The sequence below is a fragment of the Gardnerella sp. c10Ua_244 genome (genome assembly GCF_055818055.1).
The window spans coordinates 49,570-73,237 of record NZ_JARFVS010000001.1 but is presented as its reverse complement, the minus strand read 5'-3'; the positions used below and the strand labels follow the sequence as shown (position 1 = coordinate 73,237).

Sequence of the window (23,668 nt, the reverse complement as noted above, 5' to 3'; positions counted from 1 at the left end):
AAACAAAAGTAAATAAACAAAGAGCACTTTCATCTTCTAATAAGGTGGGAGTGCTCTTTGCTCCTTTTTTATTATTATTGGAGGAATTATGAAGCTAGCTGATTTTGCAGAGTCTGCTCGCGCGCTATTTAAGCGGCTGACTCGTATGCGCGCTAATAAGTCCTCCAAAAGTGCGGAATCTTCCGCAAGCTCTGGAATCGCTGCATCTTCCGAAAATACTGAATCTGCGCAGTCTACGCAGTCTTCGTAATCTTCATCATCACAAGAGCAATCTTCCCCAAAACCAATGTCCACACTTCGCAAGCTGGCTGAGCTGATTGCGCTTGTTACTATTGGCGTTTTGTGTTTCAGCTATCCTGTGGTTTCTACTTTGGTCAACAATCACGCTGCCAAAGAACTCTCAATCTAGTACGATAAATTAAATAAGGAAAAGACTAAAGAAAATCGCGCGGAAATTTTGGGAAAAGCGCGTGAATACAACGCTCGCCACAAGGCGATTATTAGCGCGGACCCGTATAACGGCAATAACGACTACATGGACACTCCCGAATATAAAGAGTACGAAAAAGTGCTTAGTGATGTCGATGCTGAAGGCGTTGTGAAAATACCGAAAATTGACGTGAGGCTGCCGATTTACCATGGAACTACTCAAGATACTCTCGCGATGGGAGCGGGGCATTTGTACGGCACGGATTTGCCGGTGGGCGGCAAAAGCAGGCACACGGTTGTGACGGCGCATACGGGTATGCCGGATGCCACAATGTTCGACGATTTAAACACGCTGAAAAAAGGTGATTACTTCTACTTTGACGTGCAAGGCAAGACTCTTCGATACAGAGTGTTTCGCATAAATGTGGTGGAGCCGAACGATATTCGTTTGTTGCGGCGCGAAAAGGGGCGCGACTTGGCGACGCTGATTACGTGTACCCCGTATGGAGTTAACACGCACAGGCTGCTCGTGACGGGGTATCGTGTGTTGCCGGATCCTGCTAACGTGCCGGGCGACCATATGCAGTGGTCGTTGTGGATGACGTTGTTTGTGATATCGATGGTGATGTCTGCGGTGTTGATGGCGATGATGCTGATTGCGTCGTTGCGAAAGAAGAATGGTGTGAGTAGTGTGCAAGGCAGGCATTTGCTGGCGGTTTCGCGCAAAATGTTGCGTAAGTTGCGCAAACGACCTGCCTGAGCGCAGCAATGCGACACGCCGGCTTGCGTGCAAGCTCATTCTGAGTATAGTAGTTACTCGGTTCGCGAAACGAACCAAGATAGCCAACGCCCCTTTAGCTCAGTTGGTTAGAGCAGCTGACTCTTAATCAGCGTGTCCAGGGTTCGAATCCCTGAGGGGGCACAAGCAAAACCCAAGCTTCATCGCTTGGGTTTTTTCGTATCTAATCTCTCCGTCACGCATATGCAGCAGCGCGCGTTTGTCCTTCTTTGCAGTCAAGCTGGAAACATGACCTCGTCAAATATGATGCCGCAATTATTCCAGGATGATGCCCAGCTTGAACAGCCGCAACAACAACCACCGCTTACGCCGCAACAACCGCTGCTAAATTTAGCACAGTCGCAGTCGCAACAAGTTCAGTCGCAGCTGCAATCACTTACGCCGCAGCAAGCTCAGCCGCGACAGCTCCCTCTAAAAGCCGCCGACACGACTGCCGAAAATCCATGGCCTGTTGCCGTTTTAAGCCAAAAGTTCCACAGCGCCGTAGAACGCTGGCCAGCCGCGTGGATTGAGGGTCAAATCGTCGAAATTAACATGCGCCGCGCTTCTTCCGGTTACATCACCCTTCGCGACAGTAATGAAGAAGTGTCGATTTCCGTAATGGGCTTCAGCAATTTCGTGCAGCAGGCGCGCGAACTTCGCCAGGGCGACCGCGTAGTCGTTCACGGCAAGGCGGATATTTGGGTAAAAGCCACGCGCTTAAGCTTCGTCGCAGACGAAATCCGCCGCGTCGGTGCAGGCGACTTAAAAGCGCAAATTGACGAGTTGCGAAAAAAGCTTAAGGGCGAGGGCTTATTTGACGCTGAAAATAAGGTTCCGCTGCCGGAATTTCCTAAGTGCATCGGACTTGTGTGCGCTCCTCAAGCTCGCGCGGAGGGCGATGTTATTACGAACGTGAATTTGCGCTGGCCTGTTACGCGCTTCAAAGTTATTCACGCGCACGTGCAGGGCGTGCAGTGCCCGGCGGATATTATTGCCGCGATTAAGCAGCTCGACGCGGATCCAGAAGTTGACGTTATTATCGTTGCTCGCGGCGGCGGTAGCTTTGAGGATTTGATTGGTTTTTCAGACGAAGGCGTGGTTCGCGCTACTGCTGCGTGCGTGACGCCGATTGTGTCTGCAATTGGCCACGAGGACGATTGGACGCTGATTGATTTGGCTGCAGACATGCGCGCTTCGACTCCTACGGATGCTGCAAAGCGCGTTGTTCCAGACGTACGCGAGCAGTGGCAGCTTATTGATAACGCGTTGCAAACTATGCGCATGCGAATTTCTGCGCGCGTCGACAATGAGATTCGCCTCGTTGAAGGTTATGCGAATCGCCCGAGTCTTACGCGCCCGAGCACTATGCTTGAGCCGCACGAGCGCTTGGTTGAGCAGGCTGTTGAGCGAATGCGTCACGGTTTGGTGCGACTTCTTGACGACGCGAGTTTGACTGTTGAGAAGGCTCACGCAAGCTTGACTGCGTTAAGTCCGCAATCGACTTTGAATCGCGGGTACGCTGTTGTGCAGCTTAGCGGTGGGCGAGTGCTTGACGACGCGGCTTTAGCGCAAGTTGGCGACGATATGACGGTTACGCTTAAAAGTGGCGTGGTTCTTGGCAAGGTGACTGGAACAAAGTCAGCTGTTACTAAGTCTGCTTTCATAAAGCCAAGTAAAAAGTCAAGTAAATAATTTTTTAGATATTTTAGATATTTATTTAGATACAACGAAAGGTTAGATATGAGTGAGAAAGTAACGAAAAAAGCGGAAGAATCAGCAGAAAACACAGAATTTGCAAGCACACTTACGAAAGAAGAGCGCGCTGCGATTGAGGCGATGCCGTACGAAGAAGCTCGCGAAAAGCTGGTTCAGGCGGTTCAAGCGTTGGAAGCTGGCGGTTTGACGCTCGATCAGTCCATGCGTCAGTGGGAGATTGGCGAGGCGTTGGCAAAGCGCGCGCAGGGTTTGCTTGCCACGGTTCGCGCTAAGTTGGACGCGGCGCAGGCGGAGCAGTCGGCGACGGCGGCTACGGCTGGCACGCAGTCTAATCTTGAGGATTAGCACTCGCTGATTATGCGCTCAGGCGGCATAAACTACTCGCGACTGAGTCGTTTTGGTCGGATTCTTGCGAAAAAGTGGCATAAACTACTCACCCTTGCACTGTTTCTGCCGTTTCTGCTGCGCGCCGCAGTGACACGCCATAGTGTATAATTGCCATTTGTTGCCTCGGTAGCTCAGTGGATAGAGCACCACTCTCCTAAAGTGGGTGTCGTCAGTTCGATTCTGATCCGGGGCACTTTTATGTGTGGACGTTGTGCAGTTTATATTTGTGCAATGGTGTTGTGTGCTGTATAATTCGCCTATTTTTTGTTGACAAATATTAGTTTCTTTCGTATAATTGAGTAGTGGTGAAGCCAGGCAGTGTCTGGTTCGCGAAGAGCCAATCAAGCGATTGATTGGCTCTTTGTGCATCTAATAGCGGGGGATTGGTGGGGATGATGGTGATTTATAAACCTTTTACTACTATCAGACAACAAATAGAATTACTTAAGTCTAGAGGAGTAGTGTTTCCTGATGAGATTAAAGCTATGGAAATACTTGAAAGAGAAGGTTACTATAGCGTTGTAAATGGATATAAAAATCCATTTCTTGAGTCAAAAAATTCGAATAAATATGTTCAAGGAACAAAGTTTGAACACATTTATTATCTTTTTAAATTTGATCGTGAACTTCGCAGTGTTATCTTTGCAGCTACAACTAGAGCAGAAGCATTGTTAAGGTCATCATGTTCATATTGCTTTAGCCAAATGCACGGTAATGAAGTTAATGCTTACCTTAATGAAACTAACTATGAAGATCCAAAGGAATCAGGTGGTTTAATTAAAGCATTTAATCGAATTATAGAAAATAATAAGTCAAATAATCAAAAATTAAATATAGGAAAAGAGTACATACGACATTGTATCAATAATCACGATGGGCAAGTTCCATTATGGGTTTTATCTAATGATTTGACTTTCGGACAGATGTTCTGGTTTTACAAAGCGCAAACTAAATGCGTTAGAGGTTTGGTTGCTAAAAAATATACTGAACTTTATAATTCTTCACACTGTTCTCAAAAAGATATTACGTCAATAAAAATTGATTCTATTTATAGAAGAATTAAAGAGTTCAGAAATATTTGTGCGCATGATGAACGTTTGTATTGTGCTAGACCGCATAGTGATAATGCAACAGTCTTTCAGCTTATTAAAGATTTCGACATATTATTAGAAACTAGCTATTATCTAGAGTTTTTAGAGAAGATTGAAAAATTACTTGTTGCGCTTTGCGATAAAGTTCCAAATTGCTCTAAAAATGTTATTGAATGCATTGGAATGTCTAGTATTGATGAATTTTATGATTGGAAAAATAAAATTAAAGAGAATAGTAACTTGCCTGTTCCGAATGAAGCAACGCTTAAGTCTATGAATCACGCTAATCAAATTATGAATGGCAAAATTTCTGAAGACGGTATTGTTTTTAGCAATGTTAAGGAAGCTAAAGCATTTTTGGATAATATGTCATGAATATGTCATGAAAATTATTCGCGAGTCGCGAAATTCTTCCTAATGTTAGGGGATAGTGTTAGATTGTTTCTAACTTAAGCGATGATCCGTTATCGGCGGGGAGTTTTCGGAAGAACGGCGAGGAATCGTAAGATTCTAGCTTATTAGAACCGACGGGGTTGGCCCGCACAGCCAAACACGAGAGGCTATGGGAATAGTTCGATTGCGTTGCATATTTGTGTTACGCACTTGCGTTATGCATTGCGATACACGTTACGTAATCATCTTATAGCAAGCGAGGTGGTACCGCGGCAGTAACTGTCGTCCTCGCAGGGAAATATTCACCCTGTTGAGCGAGGAGAGCACAGTGAGCGAATCCACTAATCCAGCAGCAAACGCGTCCGAAAATACGTCCGCAAATCACGTATACCCAAAGGTAAGTGTTTCAGCATCAACGCAAGAAAACTCCGGCGCGCAAGTTGCACCAAATCCTTCCTTCCCAAAGCTTGAAGAATCAGTTCTCCAATACTGGGATGCAAACAACACTTTCCGCAAGTCAATCGAATACCGTCCGTCCGGCAAGGGTAGTCAAAACGAGTTCGTGTTCTTCGACGGACCTCCATTCGCAAACGGTCTTCCTCACTACGGCCACCTGCTCACAGGCTACGCAAAAGACGTCGTTCCGCGCTATCAGACTATGCGCGGCCGCAAAGTAAACCGCGTTTTTGGTTGGGATACTCACGGTCTTCCTGCAGAGCTTGAAGCGCAGAAGGAGCTCGGCATCGAGTCGGTTGAGCAAATCGAAAAAATGGGCATCGCAAAGTTTAACGATGCTTGCCGCGCCAGCGTTTTAAAGTACACAAACGAGTGGCAAAACTACGTGCATCGTCAGGCTCGTTGGGTTGATTTCGAGCGCGGTTACAAAACGCTGAACATTCCATACATGGAATCCGTTATGTGGGCATTTAAGCAGCTTTACGATAAGGGCTTGGCTTACAAGGGTTACCGCGTGCTTCCGTACTGCCCGAAGGACCAAACTCCACTTTCAGCCCACGAGCTTCGCATGGACGCGGATGTGTACCAGAATCGTCAGGATACTACCGTTTCCGTTGCCGTTAAGCTTCGCGACGAAGCCGACGCTTACGCAGTATTCTGGACCACTACTCCTTGGACTGTGCCAACCAATTTCGCAATCGTAGTTGGCGCAGACATCGACTACGTGGAAGTTCGCCCAACTGAAGGCAAGTTCGCAGGTAAAAAGTTCTACATCGGTAAGCCTTTGCTTGGCTCCTACACTAAGGAACTTGGCGAAAATTACGAAGTTGTGCGCGAGCTTAAGGGCGCTGATATGGCAGGCTGGCGTTACTACCCAGTATTCCCATACTTTGCAAGCGATTCTGCGCTCGCCGAAGGCGGCACTCCTGGTCCTAACGCTTTTACGATTTTCACTGCAGATTATGTTGACACCGCTGAAGGTACTGGCCTCGTTCACCAGGCTCCTTACGGCGAGGACGATATGAACACGCTTAACGCGCACGAAATTCGCAGCGTTGACGTGCTCGACGCAGGCTGCAAGTTTACAAGCGACTGCCCAGATTATGAAGGCTTGTACGTTTTCGACGCCAATTTGCCTATTTTGCGTAACTTGCGTGCAGGCGACGGCCCGCTCGCTCAAATGCCGGAAGATCAGCGCGCGTTGCTGTTCCAAGAAAAAAGCTACGTGCACAGCTATCCTCATTGCTGGCGTTGCGCAACTCCGCTTATTTACAAGCCTGTTTCTAGCTGGTTTGTGTCTGTTACGAAGATTAAGAAGCGTTTGCTTGAGCTCAATCAAGAGATTAATTGGATTCCTGGAAACGTTAAGGATGGCCAGTTTGGTAAGTGGCTTTCTAACGCTCGCGATTGGTCGATTAGCCGTAACCGCTTCTGGGGTTCGCCAATTCCAGTGTGGGTGAGTGACGATCCAAAGTATCCTCGAGTAGACGTATACGGTTCGTTGGAAGAACTTAAGGCTGATTTTGGCGACTATCCGCGCGATGACGATGGCAATGTGAATATGCACCGTCCGTATATCGATCGTCTTACTCGTCCAAATCCGGATGATCCTACTGGAAAGTCGCAAATGCACCGTATTACGGATGTTCTCGACTGCTGGTTTGAGTCTGGTTCTATGCCTTTCGCGCAATTCCATTATCCGTTTGAAAATAAGGAATTCTTCGAAGAGCACTTCCCATGCGACTACATCGTTGAATATATTGGTCAGACTCGTGGCTGGTTCTACACGCTTCACATTATGGCTACGGCTCTATTCGACCGCCCAGCTTATAAGAACGTGATTTGCCACGGCATCGTGCTTGGTTCCGATGGCCAGAAGATGAGTAAGCATTTGCGCAATTACCCGGATGTGAACGGCGTTTTCAACGAATACGGTTCGGACGCAATGCGCTGGTTCCTCATGTCTTCGCCAATTTTGCGCGGTGGCAATTTGATTGTGACTGCAGACGGCATTAGGGATACGGTTCGTCAGGTTATGCTTCCAGTTTGGAGCTCGTACTACTTCTTCACTTTGTATGCGAATGCTGCAAACGGTGGTAAGGGTTATGACGCTCGTCGCCTTCGCGCGGATGAGGTTGCAGGACTTTGCAACATGGATCGTTATTTGCTTGCTCGCACGCGTTTGCTTGTTGAGCGCGTAGAAAAGTGCTTGAACGAGTTTGCGATTAGCGATGCTTGCGCAGCAGTTGGCGATTTTATTGACGTGCTTACGAATTGGTATATTCGCGGCAGTCGTGACCGCTTCTGGAATGAAGACGAGACTGCTTTCAACACGCTTTACACTGTGTTGGAAGTGTTCATGCGCACGATTGCTCCTCTTGCTCCTATGGAAGCTGAGGCTGTGTGGCGCGGTCTTACCGGCGGCGAATCCGTGCATTTGGCTGATTGGCCGTATTTGGTTGAGCCTGAAACTCTTTCAGACGGTGAGAAGAACCCTAAGGCTGGAACAGTCACTGAGCTTGGTGCTGTTCTTGCTCATGACGATGCTTTGGTTGCTGCTATGGATAAGGTTCGCGAGGTTGTGTCTTCTGCGCTTTCGTTGCGTAAGGCGGAACAGTTGCGCGTACGCCAGCCATTGGCAAACTTGACGGTTGTTGCAGAAAATACTGCTGCTGTTGAGCCTTACGAGCAGGTTCTTGAGCGCGAGCTTAACGTGAAGAATGTTACATTCTGCACTTTGGAAGACGCAAGCTCTCACGGCTTGAAGATTGTTCACGAGCTTAAGGTGAATGCGCGCGCTGCTGGCCCTCGTTTGGGCAAGCAAGTGCAGTTTGCTATTAAGTCTTCTAAGAGTGGCGATTGGCGAGTTGACGAGTCTGGCGCTCCTGTTGTTCAGACTCCAAACGGCGAAGTTGCGCTTGTTGAGGGCGAATATGAGCTTGTAAATCGCGTTGAATCTTCGGATGCTCAAGCGGCTGCGAATACGGCTTCTGCTGCAATGCCAACTGGCGGTTTCGTTATGCTCGACACTGCTTTGACTAGCGATTTGCTTGCTGAAGGTTACGCTCGCGACGCTATTCGCGCTGTTCAGGATGCTCGTAAGGAGAACGGTTTGGATATTAGTGACCGAATCGCTTTGACTTTGAGCGTGCCAGCTTCGGACGTTGCTAAAGTTGAGCAGTTCCGCGATTTGATTGCTGAGGAGACTTTGGCTACGAGCTTCGAGATTGTTGAGGCTGATTCTAGCGCAACTGAGCTTAGCGTAACTCTTAAGCGTGCGTAAAACACAACTAACAGCTAATTAACTAAACAAAGCGTGCCGGTGTATTTCAATACGTCGGCACGTTTTGTTTTTATTTATTTCTTTTATTGACTACCGCGTTGTAGCTATTCTAAAGAATTTCATTATTCTCAATATCCATTCAGGCATAATAAATGTGACGTGCTTTTGTTCATTCGAGTGGTTTTGTATAGTTGGATGTTCCAAATCAAAGTACTCAAGTACGTCTTCACCGTTATCGAATTTTCTATCAATTTCTTTTCCGCTTATTTCTTTACTCTTTGTGGTGTTTTTCATAATATTGTTCCTCTTTCTTTCGTGATCTTCTTACAGAAATAATACGAATTCGATTATTTCTTTTTGTTATTACTGCGGTCCAATGTTTGCTGTCTATCTTTCCAAAAACTAAGTAGCGAGCGTCGTCATTTCCTGAATTTTTGGATTCGATTTCAGTTATTTCATTATTCCAAAGTATTTGAGCTTTTTTGAAACTGATACCATGTTTAGCTAAATTTTTTAAGCTCTTTGCAGGATCGTATTCAAAATTCATACTCACCTTCTATCGTCTATTTTAACGTAAAATAGCATCAATTGAAACTATTTTTAATGATTGTTGTTTTGTATTAAGTATCGTAAATGCTTTAAGTCGGCTTTCCTAGATTTTTTACGCATTGTGGTTAAAGGCTATTTATAAAAGCGCGCTACCGCATTGAGCTTGCTTGAAGCGCACAATGCAGCTTCAAGCAAGGGCAATTAATTAACATTTTTTGGATTGTTGGTCGTCAGATTACGCTTTCTTAAGAGAATAAAGAAAGCGTAATCGAGTGCGCGCCGATGCTGAAAGCACACTGTGCTTTCAGCATTGAGTCGGTGCTACCGCATTGGGTCGCTTTTCGCGCTACGCTTAATCGAAAAGCGAGTCAATGTGACACCCCGTTTTCTATGGGTTCCTATAGTGTCGATAAGACAACAATACAAATTTTTACTCGATTTGTGTTTTGCGTTAATTTATATTGCATGATATTCAAAAAGAAAGTGCAGGTGACGAAATGAGTAAAGATGAGAAGGGTCGGTGTATTTCGTTCACGCTATAAGCGTGATTCATCTAGCGTCACCGTTCCTACTGGAAATAATTCTGGCATTATTATCGGAAGTATAATTATTGCAATTTTTGTGATTTTGGCAATTTTTGCCGATGCTTTTACTGCAATCACTGGCAATAATCCTTATGATGAGCATCCAGAATATTTAGATTTTAATTCTGTTCCAACAGGTTTTGGTGGCATTAATTTCCAGCATTGGTTTGGTGTTACGCCACTTCGTGGTCTTGATATTTTTGCAATTGTGGCTCATGGCGCGCGCGTATCTCTTGGAATTGGCGTCGCTTCTACCATAATATCGCTATTTCTTGGCATCGTAATCGGCATGATTGCAGGGTATTTCAGTGGTTTTGCAGATGCTTTGCTTTCGCGCACAATGGACGTGTTCTTCGGTTTCCCGTTCCTGATTTTTGCGATTGCTTTGTCTGCTGTTGTGCCGCAAGATTTTCCGCGTCCGCTTCTACTAATACTTGTTTTAGGATTTTTTGGTTGGCCAAGTATTGCGCGTTTAGTTCGCGCTCAAACTCTTACGCTTAAATCTCGCAATTTTGCAGTTGCATCTCGCGTAATGGGAGCCGGTACGTGGCATGTTCTTCGTGAACAAATAATGCCAAATATGATGCCGTTGTTGCTTGTGAATGTAACGTTCCTTATTCCTGGACGAATTGGAGCTGAAGCTGCGTTGTCTTTCCTTGGCGTTGGTATGAATCCGCCTTCGCCTTCGTGGGGTCGCGCTATTGCGGAAGCTGTGCAGTGGGTTTTAGTTGACCCATGGTATTTACTTTTCCCTGGAACTGCACTGTTCTTGCTAACTTTCGGTTTTAATCTTGTTGGTGACGGTTTGGCCAGTGCTCTTCAGCCTCGCGCTAAAAAGGCGGCGACGGCATGAGATATAAGGAAAATATTAGTAATAGCGATACAAAAAATAGTAATAGCAGTACGAAAAATATCAGCAATAAGCAGAATGTAAATAATACGCAGAAGAAAAATATGCAACAAAATATTAGTAATAACAGCAATAATGAATCCGCAAAAAACCCGCGAATTATTAGCAAAACCGTAGATTTTCTTACGTTTTTAATAAAGCGTTCAGCAAGCGCGGTACTTGTTTTAACACTGATTGCAGTTGTATTATTCCTTATTTTCTTTATGCTCCCAGCGAATCCTGCGCAACTAGCTTGCGGAAAGCCGTGCACTCCTGAGCGTTTGGCTCGAGTTTCCGCATTTATGGGCACGGACGCGCCGTGGTATGAGCAGCTTGGAAACTATATTCGTGGGATATTTTTTGGACGAGAATTTGGAACTAATTCTGCATCCTCAGGAATTTCAGCCGCTGGTGACGCAATTATCTGCTCGTCTCCATGCTTAGGCTGGTCCTTCACGCTTAACGAACCAGTCACAGATCTTATTATGAGCCGTTTTGCTGTGACAGCTTCTTTGGCGATTGGCGCTGCATTACTTTGGGTAATTATTGGTGTAGTAACCGGAGTGATTTCTGCTTCTAAAGAAGGATCGCTTTTTGATCGTGCATTTAGAGCGCTTTCTTCAGTGGGGATTTCGTCCCCTGCTTACCTGATTGGTATGCTTGCAATACTTGCTTTTGCAGTATATCTGCCAATTTTCCCTACAGGCGGTTATGTGAATTTTTCGGATGATCCTTTAGGTTGGCTGCAGCATTTGCTACTTCCGTGGATTGTTTTGGCGCTTCTTAACGCTGCTTATTATACGCGACTTACTCGTGCTCATATGCTTGACGAGTTGCAACAGGATTATATGCGCACTGCCTTGGCTAAGGGTATGCCGCGAACGAAAGTTATAACTCGTCACGCTCTGCCTAACGTAATGCTTCCTGTGCTAACAATGTTTGGCTTGGATCTAGGCGGTTTGCTTGGCGGTGCTGTGATTACTGAGAGAGTTTTCTCTATGCAAGGTTTGGGTTCGCTACTTCTTGATTCTGTTAAAAATCTTGATTTGCAAGTGCTGGTTGGTGTGACGCTTTTTGCGGCTGCGCTTGTGATTGTTGCGAATCTTATTGTTGACATCTGTTATCGTTTCATCGATCCTCGTGCCGCAGTCTGTTAGTGCCTTTCGAGTGAAATTGTTAGTGGGCGAGGACTAAGCGCTTGCGTTTGCTTGATGCTGCTCGTGTCAGCTCGCTCACTTTTTCTCAAGTTCAAAAATGTTAAATAGCTTATGCGCGAGTTTTAAAGAATTAAATTTTAAATAGAAAAGATTAAAGAAATAAGGGGATTATTATGTTCATTTTCAAAAATAATACGGCTTCAAAGAAAATTCTTGCTTCAACAGCAGCTTTTTCACTACTTACAATTTCACTACTTTCGCTTTCAGCTTGCACAAATTACAACTCTGGGAAAACCAGTATTACGAACACTTCCGTGCTAAATTCTAATCCTAAAAAAGGCGGAACTTTTACAATATTTACGTCAAATACGAATATGAATTTCGATCCAGCGCGCAGTCAGGGTTTGCCAATTACGTCAAATAATTTCATCTTCCGCGCGCTTACTACTTGGAAAGTAAATCCGGATTTAAGCAAGCAAACGCGCGTAGTTCCAGATTTGGCAACGGATACTGGCACAACAAGTGACGGCGGAAAAACTTGGAAATACACTCTTAAAAAGGGTGTTAAATATGAAGATGGAACCGAAATCACTTCGCACGATATTAAATTTGGTATTGAGCGCTCGTTTGCAGATTCGTTAAGCGGTGGTTTTGGATATCACAAAACTCTTCTTGTTGGAGCTGAAAACTATAGAGGACCATTCGACGGAAAGTCGCTTGATTCGATTGAAACTCCAGATAATCAAACGATTATTTTCCATTTGAAAGCACCTTTTGCAGATTGGCCGTGGGTGACATCTTTGGCTGCATTTGTGCCAGTTCCAACTAGTTCAGGCGATGCTCAGACATATAGTAAAAGGCCGAAATCTTCAGGACCATACAGGATTGTGCAGAACGAAGTTGGAAAGCAAGTTGTAATGCAACGCAATAAGTATTGGGATTCCAAGCTTGACAGTACTCGCACAGCTTCTGCAGATGAAATTGTGTGGAAACTTGGTTCAGACACTACTGTTTCAGCTCAGTCTATGATTCAAGGAAATACGGATACAAAAGCCGCATTTTTGGCTGATTTTGTGCCGCCTGCTCAGCTTGCACAAGCTCAAGCGCATCCTCAATCTCGCAAGTTGCTAACTACTAGTAGTGATGGTGCTCTTGAATATTTGGCTATGAATACGCGCAGAATAACGGATATCAATGTTCGAAAAGCGATTCAGTATGCTGTTGATAAGCAGTCGTATCGAACTGCGAAGGGCGGCGAAATTGCTGGAGGTTTTGCTACTACGCTTATTACGCCTGGTATTTCTGGTCGAAAGCAGTTTAATTTGTATTCTGAAGATCCTCGAGGGAACGTTGAGAAAGCTAAACAACTGTTGAAAAAATCAGGTAAAACCGATATTAAGTTGATTCTGATTGCTCGTCCGGATCAAACGCAAGTGGCATCTTCTGTGCAATCAAGTTTAAAGCGAGCTGGTATTAAAGTGACGATTAAAACTGTTGACGCAGTAAACTTTACGGATGCAATTACGTCAAATTCCGGAGATTACGATTTGGCTTTGGCTTCGTGGCAGCCTGATTTTCCTTCTGCTTTTGCGAATTTGGGACCGCTTTTTGATTCTTCGCAAATTGGCGGCGGTAACTGGAATATTTCTCGTTATTCGAATCCTAAAGTAGATGCTTTAATTCGCGAAGCTGTGCAAACTGTTGACGAGAATTCGGCTCATAAACTGTGGCAAAAGGCGGATCACGCTATTATGGAAGATTCTCCTGTTGTTCCGCTTATTTACTCGCATAATACGTTTATTCATGGAAGCGGTGTTGAGAATTTCTACATCGGAAGTTTTCCTGCTTACCCTAATTATGCAGCTGTGTCTTTGAATAGGTGATTGAAGATGACGAATTTGGATGCGCAAGCTTTGGATAATAAAGATTTGGATGCGCGTAAAAGAATTGTTATAAGCGTTGAAGATTTGTCGGTTTCGATTGACGGTAGGCAAATTACACGCAATGTTTCTATGCGATTGCGTGCTGGAATGGTTTCTGCGTTAGTAGGCGAGTCCGGTTCTGGAAAGTCACTTACTGCGCTGGCTCTTATGGGATTGCTCGATAATAATGCGCGTGTTGAAGGGAATGCGGCACTTCTTAACGCTTCGGATGCTAACGAATCTTTTATAAATTTGCTTAGCGAAGATGCCTCTTATGAGCATATTCGCGGTGGTATGATTGGCATGATTTTTCAGGAGCCGTCCAGTGCGTTTAATCCTGTGAAAACAATTGGCAAGCAAATAGAAGAAGCGCTAATATATCATCCTGAAAAAGCAGGAAAGCTTAGCCAAAGAGAGCGTAAGAAGCGTGTGATTTCGCAGCTCCTCGAGGTTGAGTTGAGTGATGCTGAGCGCGTGTATCGTTCTTATCCGCATGAGCTTTCTGGCGGCCAACTCCAGCGTGCGATGATTGCTATGGCTTTAATAAATCGTCCACAAGTTTTGATTGCAGACGAGCCTACAACAGCACTCGACATCACCACGCAACGAGATATTTTACGTCTTATACGTAATTTGTCGGAGAAATTACAGCTTGCTGTGTTAATTATTACGCACGATATGAGTGTTGTGCGCGCGCTCGCAGATGAAATGTATGTAATGCAAGGCGGGAATGTTGTGGAATCTGGCGAAGTTCAGCATATTTTTGCGAATCCTAAGCACGAATATACGCGCACTTTGCTAGATTCTGTTCCTAAATTTGATATGCAATATGCTTCAAGTGGTGATTCTTATGAAAGTATAGAAGAAGTAGCAAAAGCAATTGCTAAGAATATTGCTAAGAATATTTCTGAATCTCCAGGTTCTGAATCTCCAGTAGTTGAAGTTCAAGGCGTAAGTGTGAAGTATTCGCATGCTCGTTTTAGCAAAGATTCAAATAAGCTTGCTCTCGCTAATGCAAACTTGCGCATTAACTCTGGCTCTACACTAGCTTTAGTCGGGGAGTCTGGAGCTGGGAAAACCACTATTGCAAAGCTTATTTCTGGGCAAATCAAACCAAATTCAGGATTAGTGCTACTTAATGGAGAAAACTTAAACAGATTAAACAATAAAGTTCGCCGCCAAGCATTATCGCGAATTGGATACGTTTTTCAAGATTCAGGTTCCGCACTAAATCCGCGTAAAACCATTGGCTGGAGTATTGCAGAACCATTACTTTTACACACGAATCTTGATGCCAATGAGCGTTTAGAGCGCGTTGGAGAAATGCTTAATCAAGTACAACTGCCAGTTGAATTCGCAAGCCGTTTTCCTCACGAGCTTTCCGGAGGTCAAAGACAGCGCGTAGGTATTGCGCGAGCGTTGATTTTGCAGCCTTCTCTGCTTATTGTGGATGAGCCAACTTCTGCGCTTGACGTAACAGTGCAACGTTGTGTACTTAACTTATTGCATGATTTGCAACAAAAATACCGTTACGCATGCTTGTTTATTACTCATGATGTTGGCGTTGTGCAAGAAGTTGCTAGCGAAGTTGCCATAATTAGAAATGGCAGCGTTCAATATATTTCGTAGTATGTTTTCCTAGTATGTTGACACTCGCCATTACGATAGTAAGCGTTTTTAGGAGGTAGTTTATGGCATCGTCGGCAGCAATTGGCGTTTTTGATTCTGGGCTTGGAGGCATTTCCGTAGCTCGTCAGTTGCATGCTGCTCTTCCGCATGAGCGAATTATTTATTTCGGCGACTCTGCAAACGCGCCATACGGCATTAAAACGCCTGAAGAAGTTAAAAAGTTAAGCTTTGCAATTGTCGAGCATTTTGTTCGCCTAAATGTAAAAGCTGTTGTAATTGCTTGTAATACTGCCACTTCCGCAGCTGTGAACGATTTGCGCGCGCATTACAATATACCTATCGTAGGTATGGAGCCGGCGCTTAAATTAGCTTGTGATTTAGGTAAAGGTGAGCCTCAGCGCGTAATTGTGGCCGCAACTGAGCTTACTTTGCGCGAGCATAAGTTTGCGGATTTGCTGCAACGTTTTTCGCAAAATAACACGATTTTTTCGCAGCCTTGTCCTGATTTAGTGCGTATTGTTGAGCGTGGGGAGCTTAATAATCGTGATGTAGTTTTTGCTGCTTTTCACAAGTATTTCGACGAGTATGATTTAGACAGTATTGATTCGGTTGTGCTGGGCTGCACTCATTTTGTGTTTTATAGGGATTATTTCCGCGAGTTTTTGCCTGCGCGCACGAATATTGTTGACGGCAACGAAGGAACTATTAATCATTTGCGCAAAATATTGGAACTTAATAATGAGCTTGCAAGCGATTCTCAAGAAGGCAGCATAACTCTTACTAATTCGGATACAAGCTTGCGCATGCAGCAACTTGCGAAGAGCTTGTGCTGTTAAAATCTTGCGTTAAAAATCGCTCTTATTTAGCCAAAAAATACTTTAGAATATTGGCACAAAATCAAAGTAAGCAATGCCGCAATCCAAAGCACGTCTATGAGCAAGTCGTATCGCAAACGGTAGTAGCTTTCCAGCAAGCTAAAACGCTTAACAAGCAACTTTTGCGAACTTACGCTTGCGTGAGTCAATGATATAAATTGCATTGTTGTGGAGAACATAAGCACAATGCACCACGGGCACAACGCGTGAATTACGAACATAGATTGCGAAAACAGCCAGTAAGCGTAGGCAAGCGCGCATAATCCACCAAGCCAAGTGCAAATTGCGAACCATCGCGGCACGCGTACGCGAATCATTCCAATAACTGCGAGCGTTACGAATACGCTTTCTGCAGCAATTCCAAAGAATGCGTTTGGGAAGCTTAATTCGCCAAATTTCACAATTTCTGCCTGCCAAGTTTGCGCAACTCTAGAGCAGGATACTACGCTGTTGAAGTCGCAACTGAGCAGCTTATTAGGTTCGCGCGCTAAAGCAAGGGTTTCAGCAGAAAGTATAAGCGAAGTTATGAGTGCTACCGCAGAGAAAAATAGCATAATGCCATACGTCCATACTGCAGAGTGCCTCCATCCGCTAAGTGTTGTTTCATAGTCTTCTTTAGCGGCGTTAGTTTGCTTCATTGCTGCTCCTAAAAGTTACTAATTGCGAATGATGTGAATAATAATAAATAATAGCAAATAATTATGTGTGCATATTCATTTCTCGTTACATGGCACAGTTTACGATGATTATATGACCGCAATAAGCAACAACCAACGTGACGCATCAAATCATGCTAGCGATAGCAACTCCAGCATGATGAATTTTGCGCGCGAACGCTGGGATTTGCACTGTCATACTGTTTATTCAGACGGCACTGCAACTCCAGAAGATTTAATTACGCAAGCTAAAATCGTTGGTTTGCAAGGTGTTGCTATTACTGACCACGACACAACTGCAGGATGGCATGATTTTCAAGAGGCTGCTAAAGCTTCGAATGTGCCAGTATTATTTGGTTCGGAGATTACTGCGCAAGACTCAGGCGTGTTTGTGCACATGCTCGCATACCAGTACAATCCGAAAAATAGCATGATTGTGAGCATGTTTGAGCTTACTAGGAAGCGTCGTTTTGATCGCACAAAGCGTATGGTTGAATGTATGTCGCGCGATTTTCCAATTACTTGGGATGACGTTTTGGCTCAAGCGAAGCTCGGCGACTTAACTACAATCGGGCGGCCGCATATCGCTGATGCTTTAGTAAAAGCTGGCGTGTATAAAACGCGTTCTGAAGCTTTTGCTGGGCCTATTTCTCCGTGCAGCCCGTACTATATACCAACTCCTTCTCCAAATGTTCGTGAAGTTATTGAGGCTGTTAAAGATGCTGGAGGGGTTGTTGTTATTGCGCATCCTGCCGACCCTACGCGTAACCGCGTGCTTCTTTCGGATAATCAAATTATATCGTTTGCTAAAGCTGGTCTTGACGGTTTAGAAGTGTATCATCGCGGAAATTCTAAAGCACAGCGTGAAAGACTGCTTTCTTTAGCGAGTAAGTGCGATTTGCTTGTGACGGGCGGCTCGGATTGGCATGGCTACGGTAAGCCAAATCGTTTGGGCGAAGAAACAACAAGCCGCGAAGTAGTATCGGAAATACTCTTGCGCGGCTATAAGCTCTAAAACTATTTATTTATTTATTTATTTATTTATGTTGCTGTAAAGTTTCTGCCGCTCTTAGCGGAATTTCGTTATTTTAGTTGAGTGCTCCGAAGCCTACTGAATGCTTTGGCGTATCGCCGATGAGTGCGTAAGACAGCGACGAAGCTGAGACCATAATAGTGCGCCCATTTACGTCCGTAAACTCAAGCATATCCTTGGAATCGTTAATCACTTTGCGCACTTCTTCTGCGCTTTGGTTGGTTTCAAAATCGATGGAATCAGAAACGTTTTTTACTCCTAAAACAACTCGCATACATACTCCTTTTGCTTTTTACGCTATTTATCGTTTTAATTAGTATTTAGTATTTTATTTATCTTAGTCTAAGTCTGCTTGTGCGTCGCGCATTGCTCGTTCTTCACGCTCTAGCAGAGGGATGATTACGGTTTCTGGTTTATCGTCATTTTTTTGCGTATTTCTTTCTGTATCTTCAGAAAGTTTTGAGTCCGAAGAAGTCTCGTTTGCGCTATCAACCTTACTGTCACGCTCAACTATAACTTCATCCTTAACCTCAGAATCATTGTTGTTCTTGGCGTCCTTAGCTTCCTCATTGCTACCAGCGTTACTAACGTTTTCATGCTCAGCACTAGCATTGCTATCGGCAGATTTACTCATTGCAGTTTGCACAATAGTTTCTGCGGTTTCGTGTACTGTTTGAGTTTTTACATGAGTAATTACTTGAGTTGCTGTGTCGTCAGCGAGTTGTGCTGCTTTTTCAGCCTCCTCAGCGTTAGCTGCGTGTGTGCCAGCATATTGAACTTTGCGCTCATGAGTATCGTCGCTTATAGTTTTGTTGCTATCGTAAGTCTCGTCTTGAGTGTTATTTAATTCAGTATTTCTTTCTGAAGTAATGTCTCGCTCATGAGTTTCGTCGCTATTTCCAGTGTTTAGTTGGTTTTCAGTAGAATTATTCTTAGAAATTTGGCGACTTTGCGTATTGTCATTTTCAAGAAGCGTTCCAACTGTAATAGTCGAGACGGGATTTCCTGCAGCACGACCAGTTTTAGCAGTTTGTGCATTGCTAATACGACTAAGCTCGTGCGCTAAACGCTCAACTTGAGCCTTAAAACGCATAATACTAGTGTTATCTGCACGTTGCAAAGCTTGAACAAAATCGCCAACTTGTTCCATTTGCAGCCACAAGTTTGCGCGAAGCATAATCAAACTATCTAAACGAGAACCCATAATTCTACCGTATGCAGAAAGCACTGCGTTTCGGCGCTGCTCGTTAAGTTTTGCAAAAATCCAAGCCAAATCGCGCGCAGGATCGTTAATTTGCATTCTTTGCCAATTTGTCACAGCAGTAATTGTTGAGCCAGCAAACAAAATGTCGCCATCCATAAAACCGCCGTGTACTGGGCAAGTTTCAAATGACCACAATCCTTCAGTTTCCAACACTCTTGACCAACTGTCAGTAATTTCGGTTGGAATATGACCGGCTTGACGAAGTCTTTTAATCCAACCGGTTAACTGTGCGCGAATTTGACCAGTAGTAAAAGCAGAGTATTTTCCGCGCGTTACGAAAGTAGGGCGCAGGCGATGAATAGCGCCGATTGCAGTTCCAACATTTGCGCAATCGTCAGTAGTAAGAAGACGCAAGTCGCGAGCGCTACCTTCAAGATGTTCGCAAATAAGCACAGTGTCTTCATCGTTGTTGTTGGCAATAATGCTTGACATTCGTATAGATTGCTGTTGTGTAGATTGCTGTTGTACGTATTGCTGAGTGCCAGCAACTGTAGAATTTTCATCGGTTACATTATTTGCAACATTTCCAGCGTTATTATTAGCATCTTCGCGTTTTCCTGGCATAAACGTGAGCATAGTGTCGTAAGCGAATCCCAAAGCTGCCAAATCTTTACTGTGCTCAAGAGTCCATGCTGCACGAGCCCGGTCATGCAAACGCTTGCGACCTTTACTATCCGCACTGATAAAAACGTCGTAAAGCTTACCGGAAATATCTTGCACAACGGCGTGAGAAATTCCAGCCGCGGTATCAGTGGCATTAACTTGCTCACTTTGGCGTGTTCCTGCAAACTGTACTTCGGGCATGGCTGCAGATGCCAGTGCTGCCAACTTGAATCTACTGAGTTGTGTCACACTCCCACAGTAATACAAAGCACCGAAATTTTGCCAATTTTTTGTAAGTTATACACATATTTTTATTCTTGTTGCGTAAGCGTTGTTATTGCTGCAACAATAGAATTATGAATTCTTCACCAGAACCTTCGCAAGTGACTTCTAAAACTTCTCAAGTGACTTCTCCAGAAGCACTTTTAGACGGGTTGGATAATTCGCAACGCGAAGCTGCTACCGCACTAGAAGGGCCAGTGCGCATTATAGCTTGTGCAGGAGCTGGTAAAACGCGCACTATTACGCGCAGAATTGCGTATGCTTGCGCTACTGGTAAGTGGGATCCTGAAAGAGTTTTGGCAGTTACTTTTTCTGTAAAAGCAGCTGCGGAAATGAGATCGCGTATTGAGGCTCTTGGTGTAAGTAATGTTGGATGCGTCTCAACATTTCATTCTGCGGCTTTGCAACACATTCGCAGCGTGTGGAACGACGTCTGTTCAGCACAATTTCCATCAATTATGAATGATTCTCAGCAAATCATAGCTTCTGCGCTTAAGCGTTATCCGGATTTTGCGGATATGACTTTGTTGCAAACTCGCGATATTTTGGCAGAAATTAATTGGGCGAAAGTTTCGCTTATTGCGCCTGACGATTACTTGCGTGTGTGCGCTTCTACGCACCGTTTGCCTCCTGCAGGTTTAGAGCCGCAGCAATTTGTCGATATATATGAAGCTTACGAAACCGAAAAAAATGCGCATAATTGCATCGATTTTAACGATATTCTTCTACTTTGCTGCCATATTTTACGAAATTTTCCGGAAGCTGCAAACCGTATTAAGCAATCAATCGGATGGATCACAGTTGACGAATATCAGGATGTGTCTCCTTTACAGCACGAATTGTTGCGATTATGGATGGGGCAGAACCGCGATATTTGCGTAGTGGGCGATCCTGCGCAAACAATCTACTCGTTTGCAGGTGCGAATAGTTACTATTTGCTTTCATTTCCGCAAGAATTTGCTCCTCTTGGAGCAGATATTAGTTTGAATACCGACTACCGCTCCACAGAACGCATAGTAGGTCTTGCTAATAGAGTGCTTGTGGCTTCTGCGCATAAAAAGGATTACGTAAAAGTTAAGGCGGCAACAAAAGGCGGCGTTCGTGTTAGCCAGCAAGTTTTTGCAACCGATGTTGAAGAAGCTTTGGGCGTAGTTGAGCAAATTGCAAAACTTGTAAAAAGCGGCGTTGCACATCTTGGGGAGTGCGCAATACTAACGAGAACCAATGCTCAACAGCAAGTAGTTTGTAAAGCGTTAAAAGCAGCAAAACTTCCGTATCGCGTGAGAAAAGACGTGGGGTGGCAGCGAAATGTTTTAGAGGATGCGCAAAGCTACGGTTCTCAAGGTATTTCTGACGTTTTTGCATCTTCTAATATTTCAACTGTTACTGTTTCAACTATTCATGCTGTTAAAGGTTTAGAGTTTGCGCATGTTTACGTAATTGGCTGCTCTGAAGGGCTTATTCCTTTTGGCTCTACGGCTGATGACAGTGCTTTGGAAGAAGAGCGCAGACTTATGTACGTTGCAATAACTCGCGCAGAAAAGACTTTGCATCTTTCTTACGCTTCTAGAAAAGACAGTGGAACTGGCATGAATCGCGTGCCTAGTCGCTTTCTGGCTTAATCTCGCGGCATAAATTTTACGCTCGTGTAAAGTTTTGGTCGTTTTTGGTTGAGACCGACCTTTTCTTTACACAGTTGCACAGTTTATGCCGTTTTGAGCGTTGATGTCGATTATTCAGCTGGATTGTTATTGAATCAGGAGTTTTACAAGAGTTTTATTCGCCGTCAGCATCAGTTTCGTCGGAATTGCCGGATTCGTTGCCAGCTTCGTTACCGGATTCGTCGCCGGATTCGTCGTCAGTTTCGTTACCGGTTTCGCTGTTTTGCTTCTTTTGGCGTGCATCCTCTTCCAAAAGCTTGCTAAGTTCGGCATCCCAATCATTTGTGCCTAAATCGTCTTCTGTTAATTTTTCAAACGATTTTTCGATAGGCGCATTTTCGATAGCGTGAGCAATATTTTTGTTACTTTCGTAACTATCTGTACTTTCGTGACTTTCGCTAGTTTTTTCAGTTGCTTCATTAGTTTGATTAGACTGAGTTTCTGTTGCATTTTTTGCAGCAGTTTCCGTTGCATCCTCAGCATCGATTTCCTTCGTAACTACGTTACCTGCGTCACCAGCGTCGTTACCAGCTTTACTTTCATTACCAGCATCCTTCGTAACTTCGCTAGCTTCCGGCAAAGTTGGCAACAAATCTGGATGACTCCACAAGCTATCTCGCTCTTCAATACCGCGCTCGCGAGTCAACTTTTCCCACAATTGCGATGCCTCGCGCATACGGCGAGGGCGCAAATGCAAACCAAGTAACGATTCAAACGTCACTTCTGCAGGTCCTCCTGCAGCTCGTTCGCGACGCATCATCTCTCGCAACTGCTCAATGTGCACAATATGAGCCATTCCAGACTGCCATGTAACACAATCAACCCAACCTTCAACAAGTGCAAGCAAAGTTTCCAAACTGTGCAAAGCTTGACGCTGCTCCTCAGAATCATTGCTGCCAATATTTTGCAAATTAACAGCTCCTGAAATTGCTTCCGGATTCATTGTTTCCACGTCGCGAAGCTGTTCTTCCATAGCCTCTAAATCAATGCTTATTCCGTTTGCGTACTTAATAATCAGCGCTTCAAATCGTGGCATAAGCCATGGCACGGATGCAAATAATCTTGCGTGTGCAGCTTCTCGCAAAGCCAAATAATTCATGACTTCTGTAATATCCAACTCCCACACTTTTGCATACTCAATGCAGTTGTATGGAATTAATCCGCCTGCAGGATTTTGCAACAGCGCAAGACCTTGATCAAAACTACCGTGTACTTCGTGTGAAAGTGCTCCAGCTGCTTGACCCAGTTGCATAGCAAACGAAGTGTTTCCAAGCAGTTTCATGAGTTGCGCTGGATTATTCATTCCTTCAGGCAGCGGAATTGGCACAACTCCTGCAAATAATCCTTTTACTTCAGCATCATCCACATCTCGGAATCGCTCTTCAATAACAGAAGTGAGTGCTTCATTTACTGATTTTGCAACAGGATTAGCGAATTTAACCCAAGCTTCAAGCGTTTTTTCTACCCAATCAGCTCTAGACAATACTTCTGGCGTTCCAGGAGCAGGATTGAAATTGCACGTTATATCTAGCCATAAGTTCGCTTGGCTTAAAGCTCTTCGTGTGGCATCTGCTACGTCTGCATTTACATTTCCTTGATCGCCATTAGCGTGCTGTAAAGCAATAGATTGCGCTAACTTGCGATTAATTGGCCCTTCTTCAAGTGTTGCTTCCATTTCGTACGGATTATTAAGACCGCCTGCACTAAAAGCTTGCATCATTCCGCGAACTTCGTCTGGTTTAGGAAGCTTATCTGGATTCTGATTTAAGAGTTGTTCGCGTAGCTCAAACGGAAGCTGATCAAGTTGTTTCCATGCTTCTTCTCCTTGTATTGGCCCAAAGCATTCAATGAGCCATTGGTGAATTGCATCGTCATTCATGAGCGTATCCTTCTCGTGCCACGTGTTGCATAATTTACAGTTTTTATTTTTATACGTTTCGTATCTGCACGTATTTGTACGTATTTTATAAGTATTTATACGTATTTTACACGTCTTTATATGCGAGTTTAGCGCATCTTCTTAATAAA

The 23,668-nt window shown here is 44.4% G+C and carries 17 protein-coding genes, 2 tRNA genes and 1 pseudogene; 14 read left to right on the top strand and 6 right to left on the bottom strand.

All coding sequences use genetic code 11. The features are described 5' to 3' along the window. The first annotated feature begins 88 nt into the window (after positions 1-88). The 7 genes and pseudogenes from P0108_RS00340 to ileS all read left to right on the top strand — a co-directional run bounded on the left by P0108_RS00340 (position 89) and on the right by ileS (position 8,536). A pseudogene (locus P0108_RS00340) lies at positions 89-1,189 on the top strand (class C sortase). 88 nt (positions 1,190-1,277) lie between these two features. Further along, positions 1,278-1,351 (top strand) — tRNA-Lys (locus tag P0108_RS00335). A gap of 120 nt (positions 1,352-1,471) precedes the next feature. Next, positions 1,472-2,902, top strand: a complete 1,431-nt coding sequence (gene xseA, locus P0108_RS00330; protein ID WP_473730739.1) for an exodeoxyribonuclease VII large subunit — start codon at positions 1,472-1,474, stop codon at positions 2,900-2,902. A 48-nt stretch (positions 2,903-2,950) separates the two neighbouring features. Continuing rightward, positions 2,951-3,271 (top strand): exodeoxyribonuclease VII small subunit, encoded by a 321-nt coding sequence (locus P0108_RS00325; protein ID WP_410310998.1) that lies wholly within the window; start codon positions 2,951-2,953, stop codon positions 3,269-3,271. 162 nt (positions 3,272-3,433) lie between these two features. After that, a tRNA-Arg gene (locus P0108_RS00320) sits at positions 3,434-3,506 on the top strand. A 199-nt stretch (positions 3,507-3,705) separates the two neighbouring features. Beyond that, positions 3,706-4,779 (top strand): Abi family protein, encoded by a 1,074-nt coding sequence (locus tag P0108_RS00315; protein WP_473730738.1) that lies wholly within the window; start codon positions 3,706-3,708, stop codon positions 4,777-4,779. A 346-nt stretch (positions 4,780-5,125) separates the two neighbouring features. Then, complete coding sequence (ileS, locus tag P0108_RS00310) at positions 5,126-8,536, top strand: mupirocin-resistant isoleucine--tRNA ligase (protein WP_410311000.1); 3,411 nt, start codon at positions 5,126-5,128, stop codon at positions 8,534-8,536. 90 nt (positions 8,537-8,626) lie between these two features. On the opposite strand, the gene P0108_RS00305 is transcribed toward ileS, so the two are convergent. Together P0108_RS00305 and P0108_RS00300 are read right to left on the bottom strand one after the other, a co-directional pair. Next, positions 8,627-8,830 (bottom strand): hypothetical protein, encoded by a 204-nt coding sequence (locus P0108_RS00305; RefSeq protein WP_410311001.1) that lies wholly within the window; start codon positions 8,828-8,830, stop codon positions 8,627-8,629. Next, positions 8,808-9,083 (bottom strand): BrnT family toxin, encoded by a 276-nt coding sequence (locus tag P0108_RS00300; RefSeq protein WP_288231277.1) that lies wholly within the window; start codon positions 9,081-9,083, stop codon positions 8,808-8,810. The genes P0108_RS00305 and P0108_RS00300 overlap by 23 nt, the downstream gene beginning before the upstream one ends. Before the next feature lie 509 nt (positions 9,084-9,592). Here P0108_RS00300 and P0108_RS00295 point away from each other — a divergent pair. The 5 genes from P0108_RS00295 to murI all read left to right on the top strand — a co-directional run bounded on the left by P0108_RS00295 (position 9,593) and on the right by murI (position 16,102). Continuing rightward, complete coding sequence (locus P0108_RS00295; protein ID WP_064622007.1) at positions 9,593-10,522, top strand: ABC transporter permease; 930 nt, start codon at positions 9,593-9,595, stop codon at positions 10,520-10,522. Then, positions 10,519-11,715: an ABC transporter permease gene (locus P0108_RS00290; RefSeq protein WP_102155364.1), complete on the top strand. Its 1,197-nt coding sequence runs from the start codon at positions 10,519-10,521 to the stop codon at positions 11,713-11,715. The genes P0108_RS00295 and P0108_RS00290 overlap by 4 nt, the downstream gene beginning before the upstream one ends. Positions 11,716-11,888: 173 nt before the next feature. Further along, the gene (locus P0108_RS00285) at positions 11,889-13,598 is read left to right on the top strand and encodes an ABC transporter substrate-binding protein (protein ID WP_102703405.1); all 1,710 of its coding nucleotides are present in this window, start codon (positions 11,889-11,891) and stop codon (positions 13,596-13,598) included. Positions 13,599-13,604: 6 nt separating this feature from the next. Further along, the gene (gene nikE / locus P0108_RS00280) at positions 13,605-15,266 is read left to right on the top strand and encodes a nickel ABC transporter ATP-binding protein NikE (protein WP_064621668.1); all 1,662 of its coding nucleotides are present in this window, start codon (positions 13,605-13,607) and stop codon (positions 15,264-15,266) included. Positions 15,267-15,328: 62 nt separating this feature from the next. Then, entirely contained in the window at positions 15,329-16,102 is a 774-nt protein-coding gene (murI, locus tag P0108_RS00275) for a glutamate racemase (RefSeq protein WP_102155360.1), read from the top strand. A gap of 26 nt (positions 16,103-16,128) precedes the next feature. On the opposite strand, the gene P0108_RS00270 is transcribed toward murI, so the two are convergent. Next, positions 16,129-16,779: a vitamin K epoxide reductase family protein gene (locus P0108_RS00270; RefSeq protein WP_012913942.1), complete on the bottom strand. Its 651-nt coding sequence runs from the start codon at positions 16,777-16,779 to the stop codon at positions 16,129-16,131. A 175-nt stretch (positions 16,780-16,954) separates the two neighbouring features. Between P0108_RS00270 and P0108_RS00265 the strand changes: the two genes are divergently transcribed. After that, positions 16,955-17,812, top strand: a complete 858-nt coding sequence (locus P0108_RS00265; RefSeq protein WP_076003140.1) for a PHP domain-containing protein — start codon at positions 16,955-16,957, stop codon at positions 17,810-17,812. A 73-nt stretch (positions 17,813-17,885) separates the two neighbouring features. Here the strand turns inward: P0108_RS00265 and P0108_RS00260 are convergent, their stop codons facing one another. Continuing rightward, positions 17,886-18,104 carry a DUF3107 domain-containing protein gene (locus P0108_RS00260; protein WP_004105154.1) on the bottom strand — a complete coding sequence of 73 codons (219 nt, stop codon included), beginning with the start codon at positions 18,102-18,104 and terminating at the stop codon, positions 17,886-17,888. A gap of 63 nt (positions 18,105-18,167) precedes the next feature. Continuing rightward, complete coding sequence (locus P0108_RS00255; RefSeq protein ID WP_041160557.1) at positions 18,168-19,898, bottom strand: phosphotransferase; 1,731 nt, start codon at positions 19,896-19,898, stop codon at positions 18,168-18,170. A 155-nt stretch (positions 19,899-20,053) separates the two neighbouring features. Between P0108_RS00255 and P0108_RS00250 the strand changes: the two genes are divergently transcribed. Then, a complete protein-coding gene (locus P0108_RS00250) occupies positions 20,054-21,601 on the top strand; it encodes an ATP-dependent helicase (protein WP_076002687.1) in 1,548 nt (515 codons plus the stop codon). A 154-nt stretch (positions 21,602-21,755) separates the two neighbouring features. On the opposite strand, the gene P0108_RS00245 is transcribed toward P0108_RS00250, so the two are convergent. Beyond that, complete coding sequence (locus P0108_RS00245) at positions 21,756-23,519, bottom strand: zinc-dependent metalloprotease (protein ID WP_076002688.1); 1,764 nt, start codon at positions 23,517-23,519, stop codon at positions 21,756-21,758. Between the last annotated feature and the right edge of the window lie 149 nt (positions 23,520-23,668).

Bases quoted from the DNA above. Each gene is read 5' to 3' on its own strand.
- P0108_RS00265 (WP_076003140.1), top strand. From the start codon at position 16,955: ATGATGAATTTTGCGCGCGAACGCTGGGATTTGCACTGTCATACTGTT.
- P0108_RS00290 (WP_102155364.1), top strand. From the start codon at position 10,519: ATGAGATATAAGGAAAATATTAGTAATAGCGATACAAAAAATAGTAAT.
- P0108_RS00250 (WP_076002687.1), top strand. From the start codon at position 20,054: ATGAATTCTTCACCAGAACCTTCGCAAGTGACTTCTAAAACTTCTCAA.
- P0108_RS00305 (WP_410311001.1), bottom strand. From the start codon at position 8,830: ATGAAAAACACCACAAAGAGTAAAGAAATAAGCGGAAAAGAAATTGAT.
- P0108_RS00245 (WP_076002688.1), bottom strand. From the start codon at position 23,519: ATGAATGACGATGCAATTCACCAATGGCTCATTGAATGCTTTGGGCCA.
- murI (WP_102155360.1), top strand. From the start codon at position 15,329: ATGGCATCGTCGGCAGCAATTGGCGTTTTTGATTCTGGGCTTGGAGGC.
- P0108_RS00300 (WP_288231277.1), bottom strand. From the start codon at position 9,083: ATGAATTTTGAATACGATCCTGCAAAGAGCTTAAAAAATTTAGCTAAA.
- P0108_RS00270 (WP_012913942.1), bottom strand. From the start codon at position 16,779: ATGAAGCAAACTAACGCCGCTAAAGAAGACTATGAAACAACACTTAGC.
- xseA (WP_473730739.1), top strand. From the start codon at position 1,472: ATGATGCCGCAATTATTCCAGGATGATGCCCAGCTTGAACAGCCGCAA.
- P0108_RS00295 (WP_064622007.1), top strand. From the start codon at position 9,593: ATGAGAAGGGTCGGTGTATTTCGTTCACGCTATAAGCGTGATTCATCT.
- P0108_RS00255 (WP_041160557.1), bottom strand. From the start codon at position 19,898: ATGCCCGAAGTACAGTTTGCAGGAACACGCCAAAGTGAGCAAGTTAAT.
- P0108_RS00285 (WP_102703405.1), top strand. From the start codon at position 11,889: ATGTTCATTTTCAAAAATAATACGGCTTCAAAGAAAATTCTTGCTTCA.
- nikE (WP_064621668.1), top strand. From the start codon at position 13,605: ATGACGAATTTGGATGCGCAAGCTTTGGATAATAAAGATTTGGATGCG.
- P0108_RS00325 (WP_410310998.1), top strand. From the start codon at position 2,951: ATGAGTGAGAAAGTAACGAAAAAAGCGGAAGAATCAGCAGAAAACACA.
- P0108_RS00315 (WP_473730738.1), top strand. From the start codon at position 3,706: ATGATGGTGATTTATAAACCTTTTACTACTATCAGACAACAAATAGAA.
- P0108_RS00260 (WP_004105154.1), bottom strand. From the start codon at position 18,104: ATGCGAGTTGTTTTAGGAGTAAAAAACGTTTCTGATTCCATCGATTTT.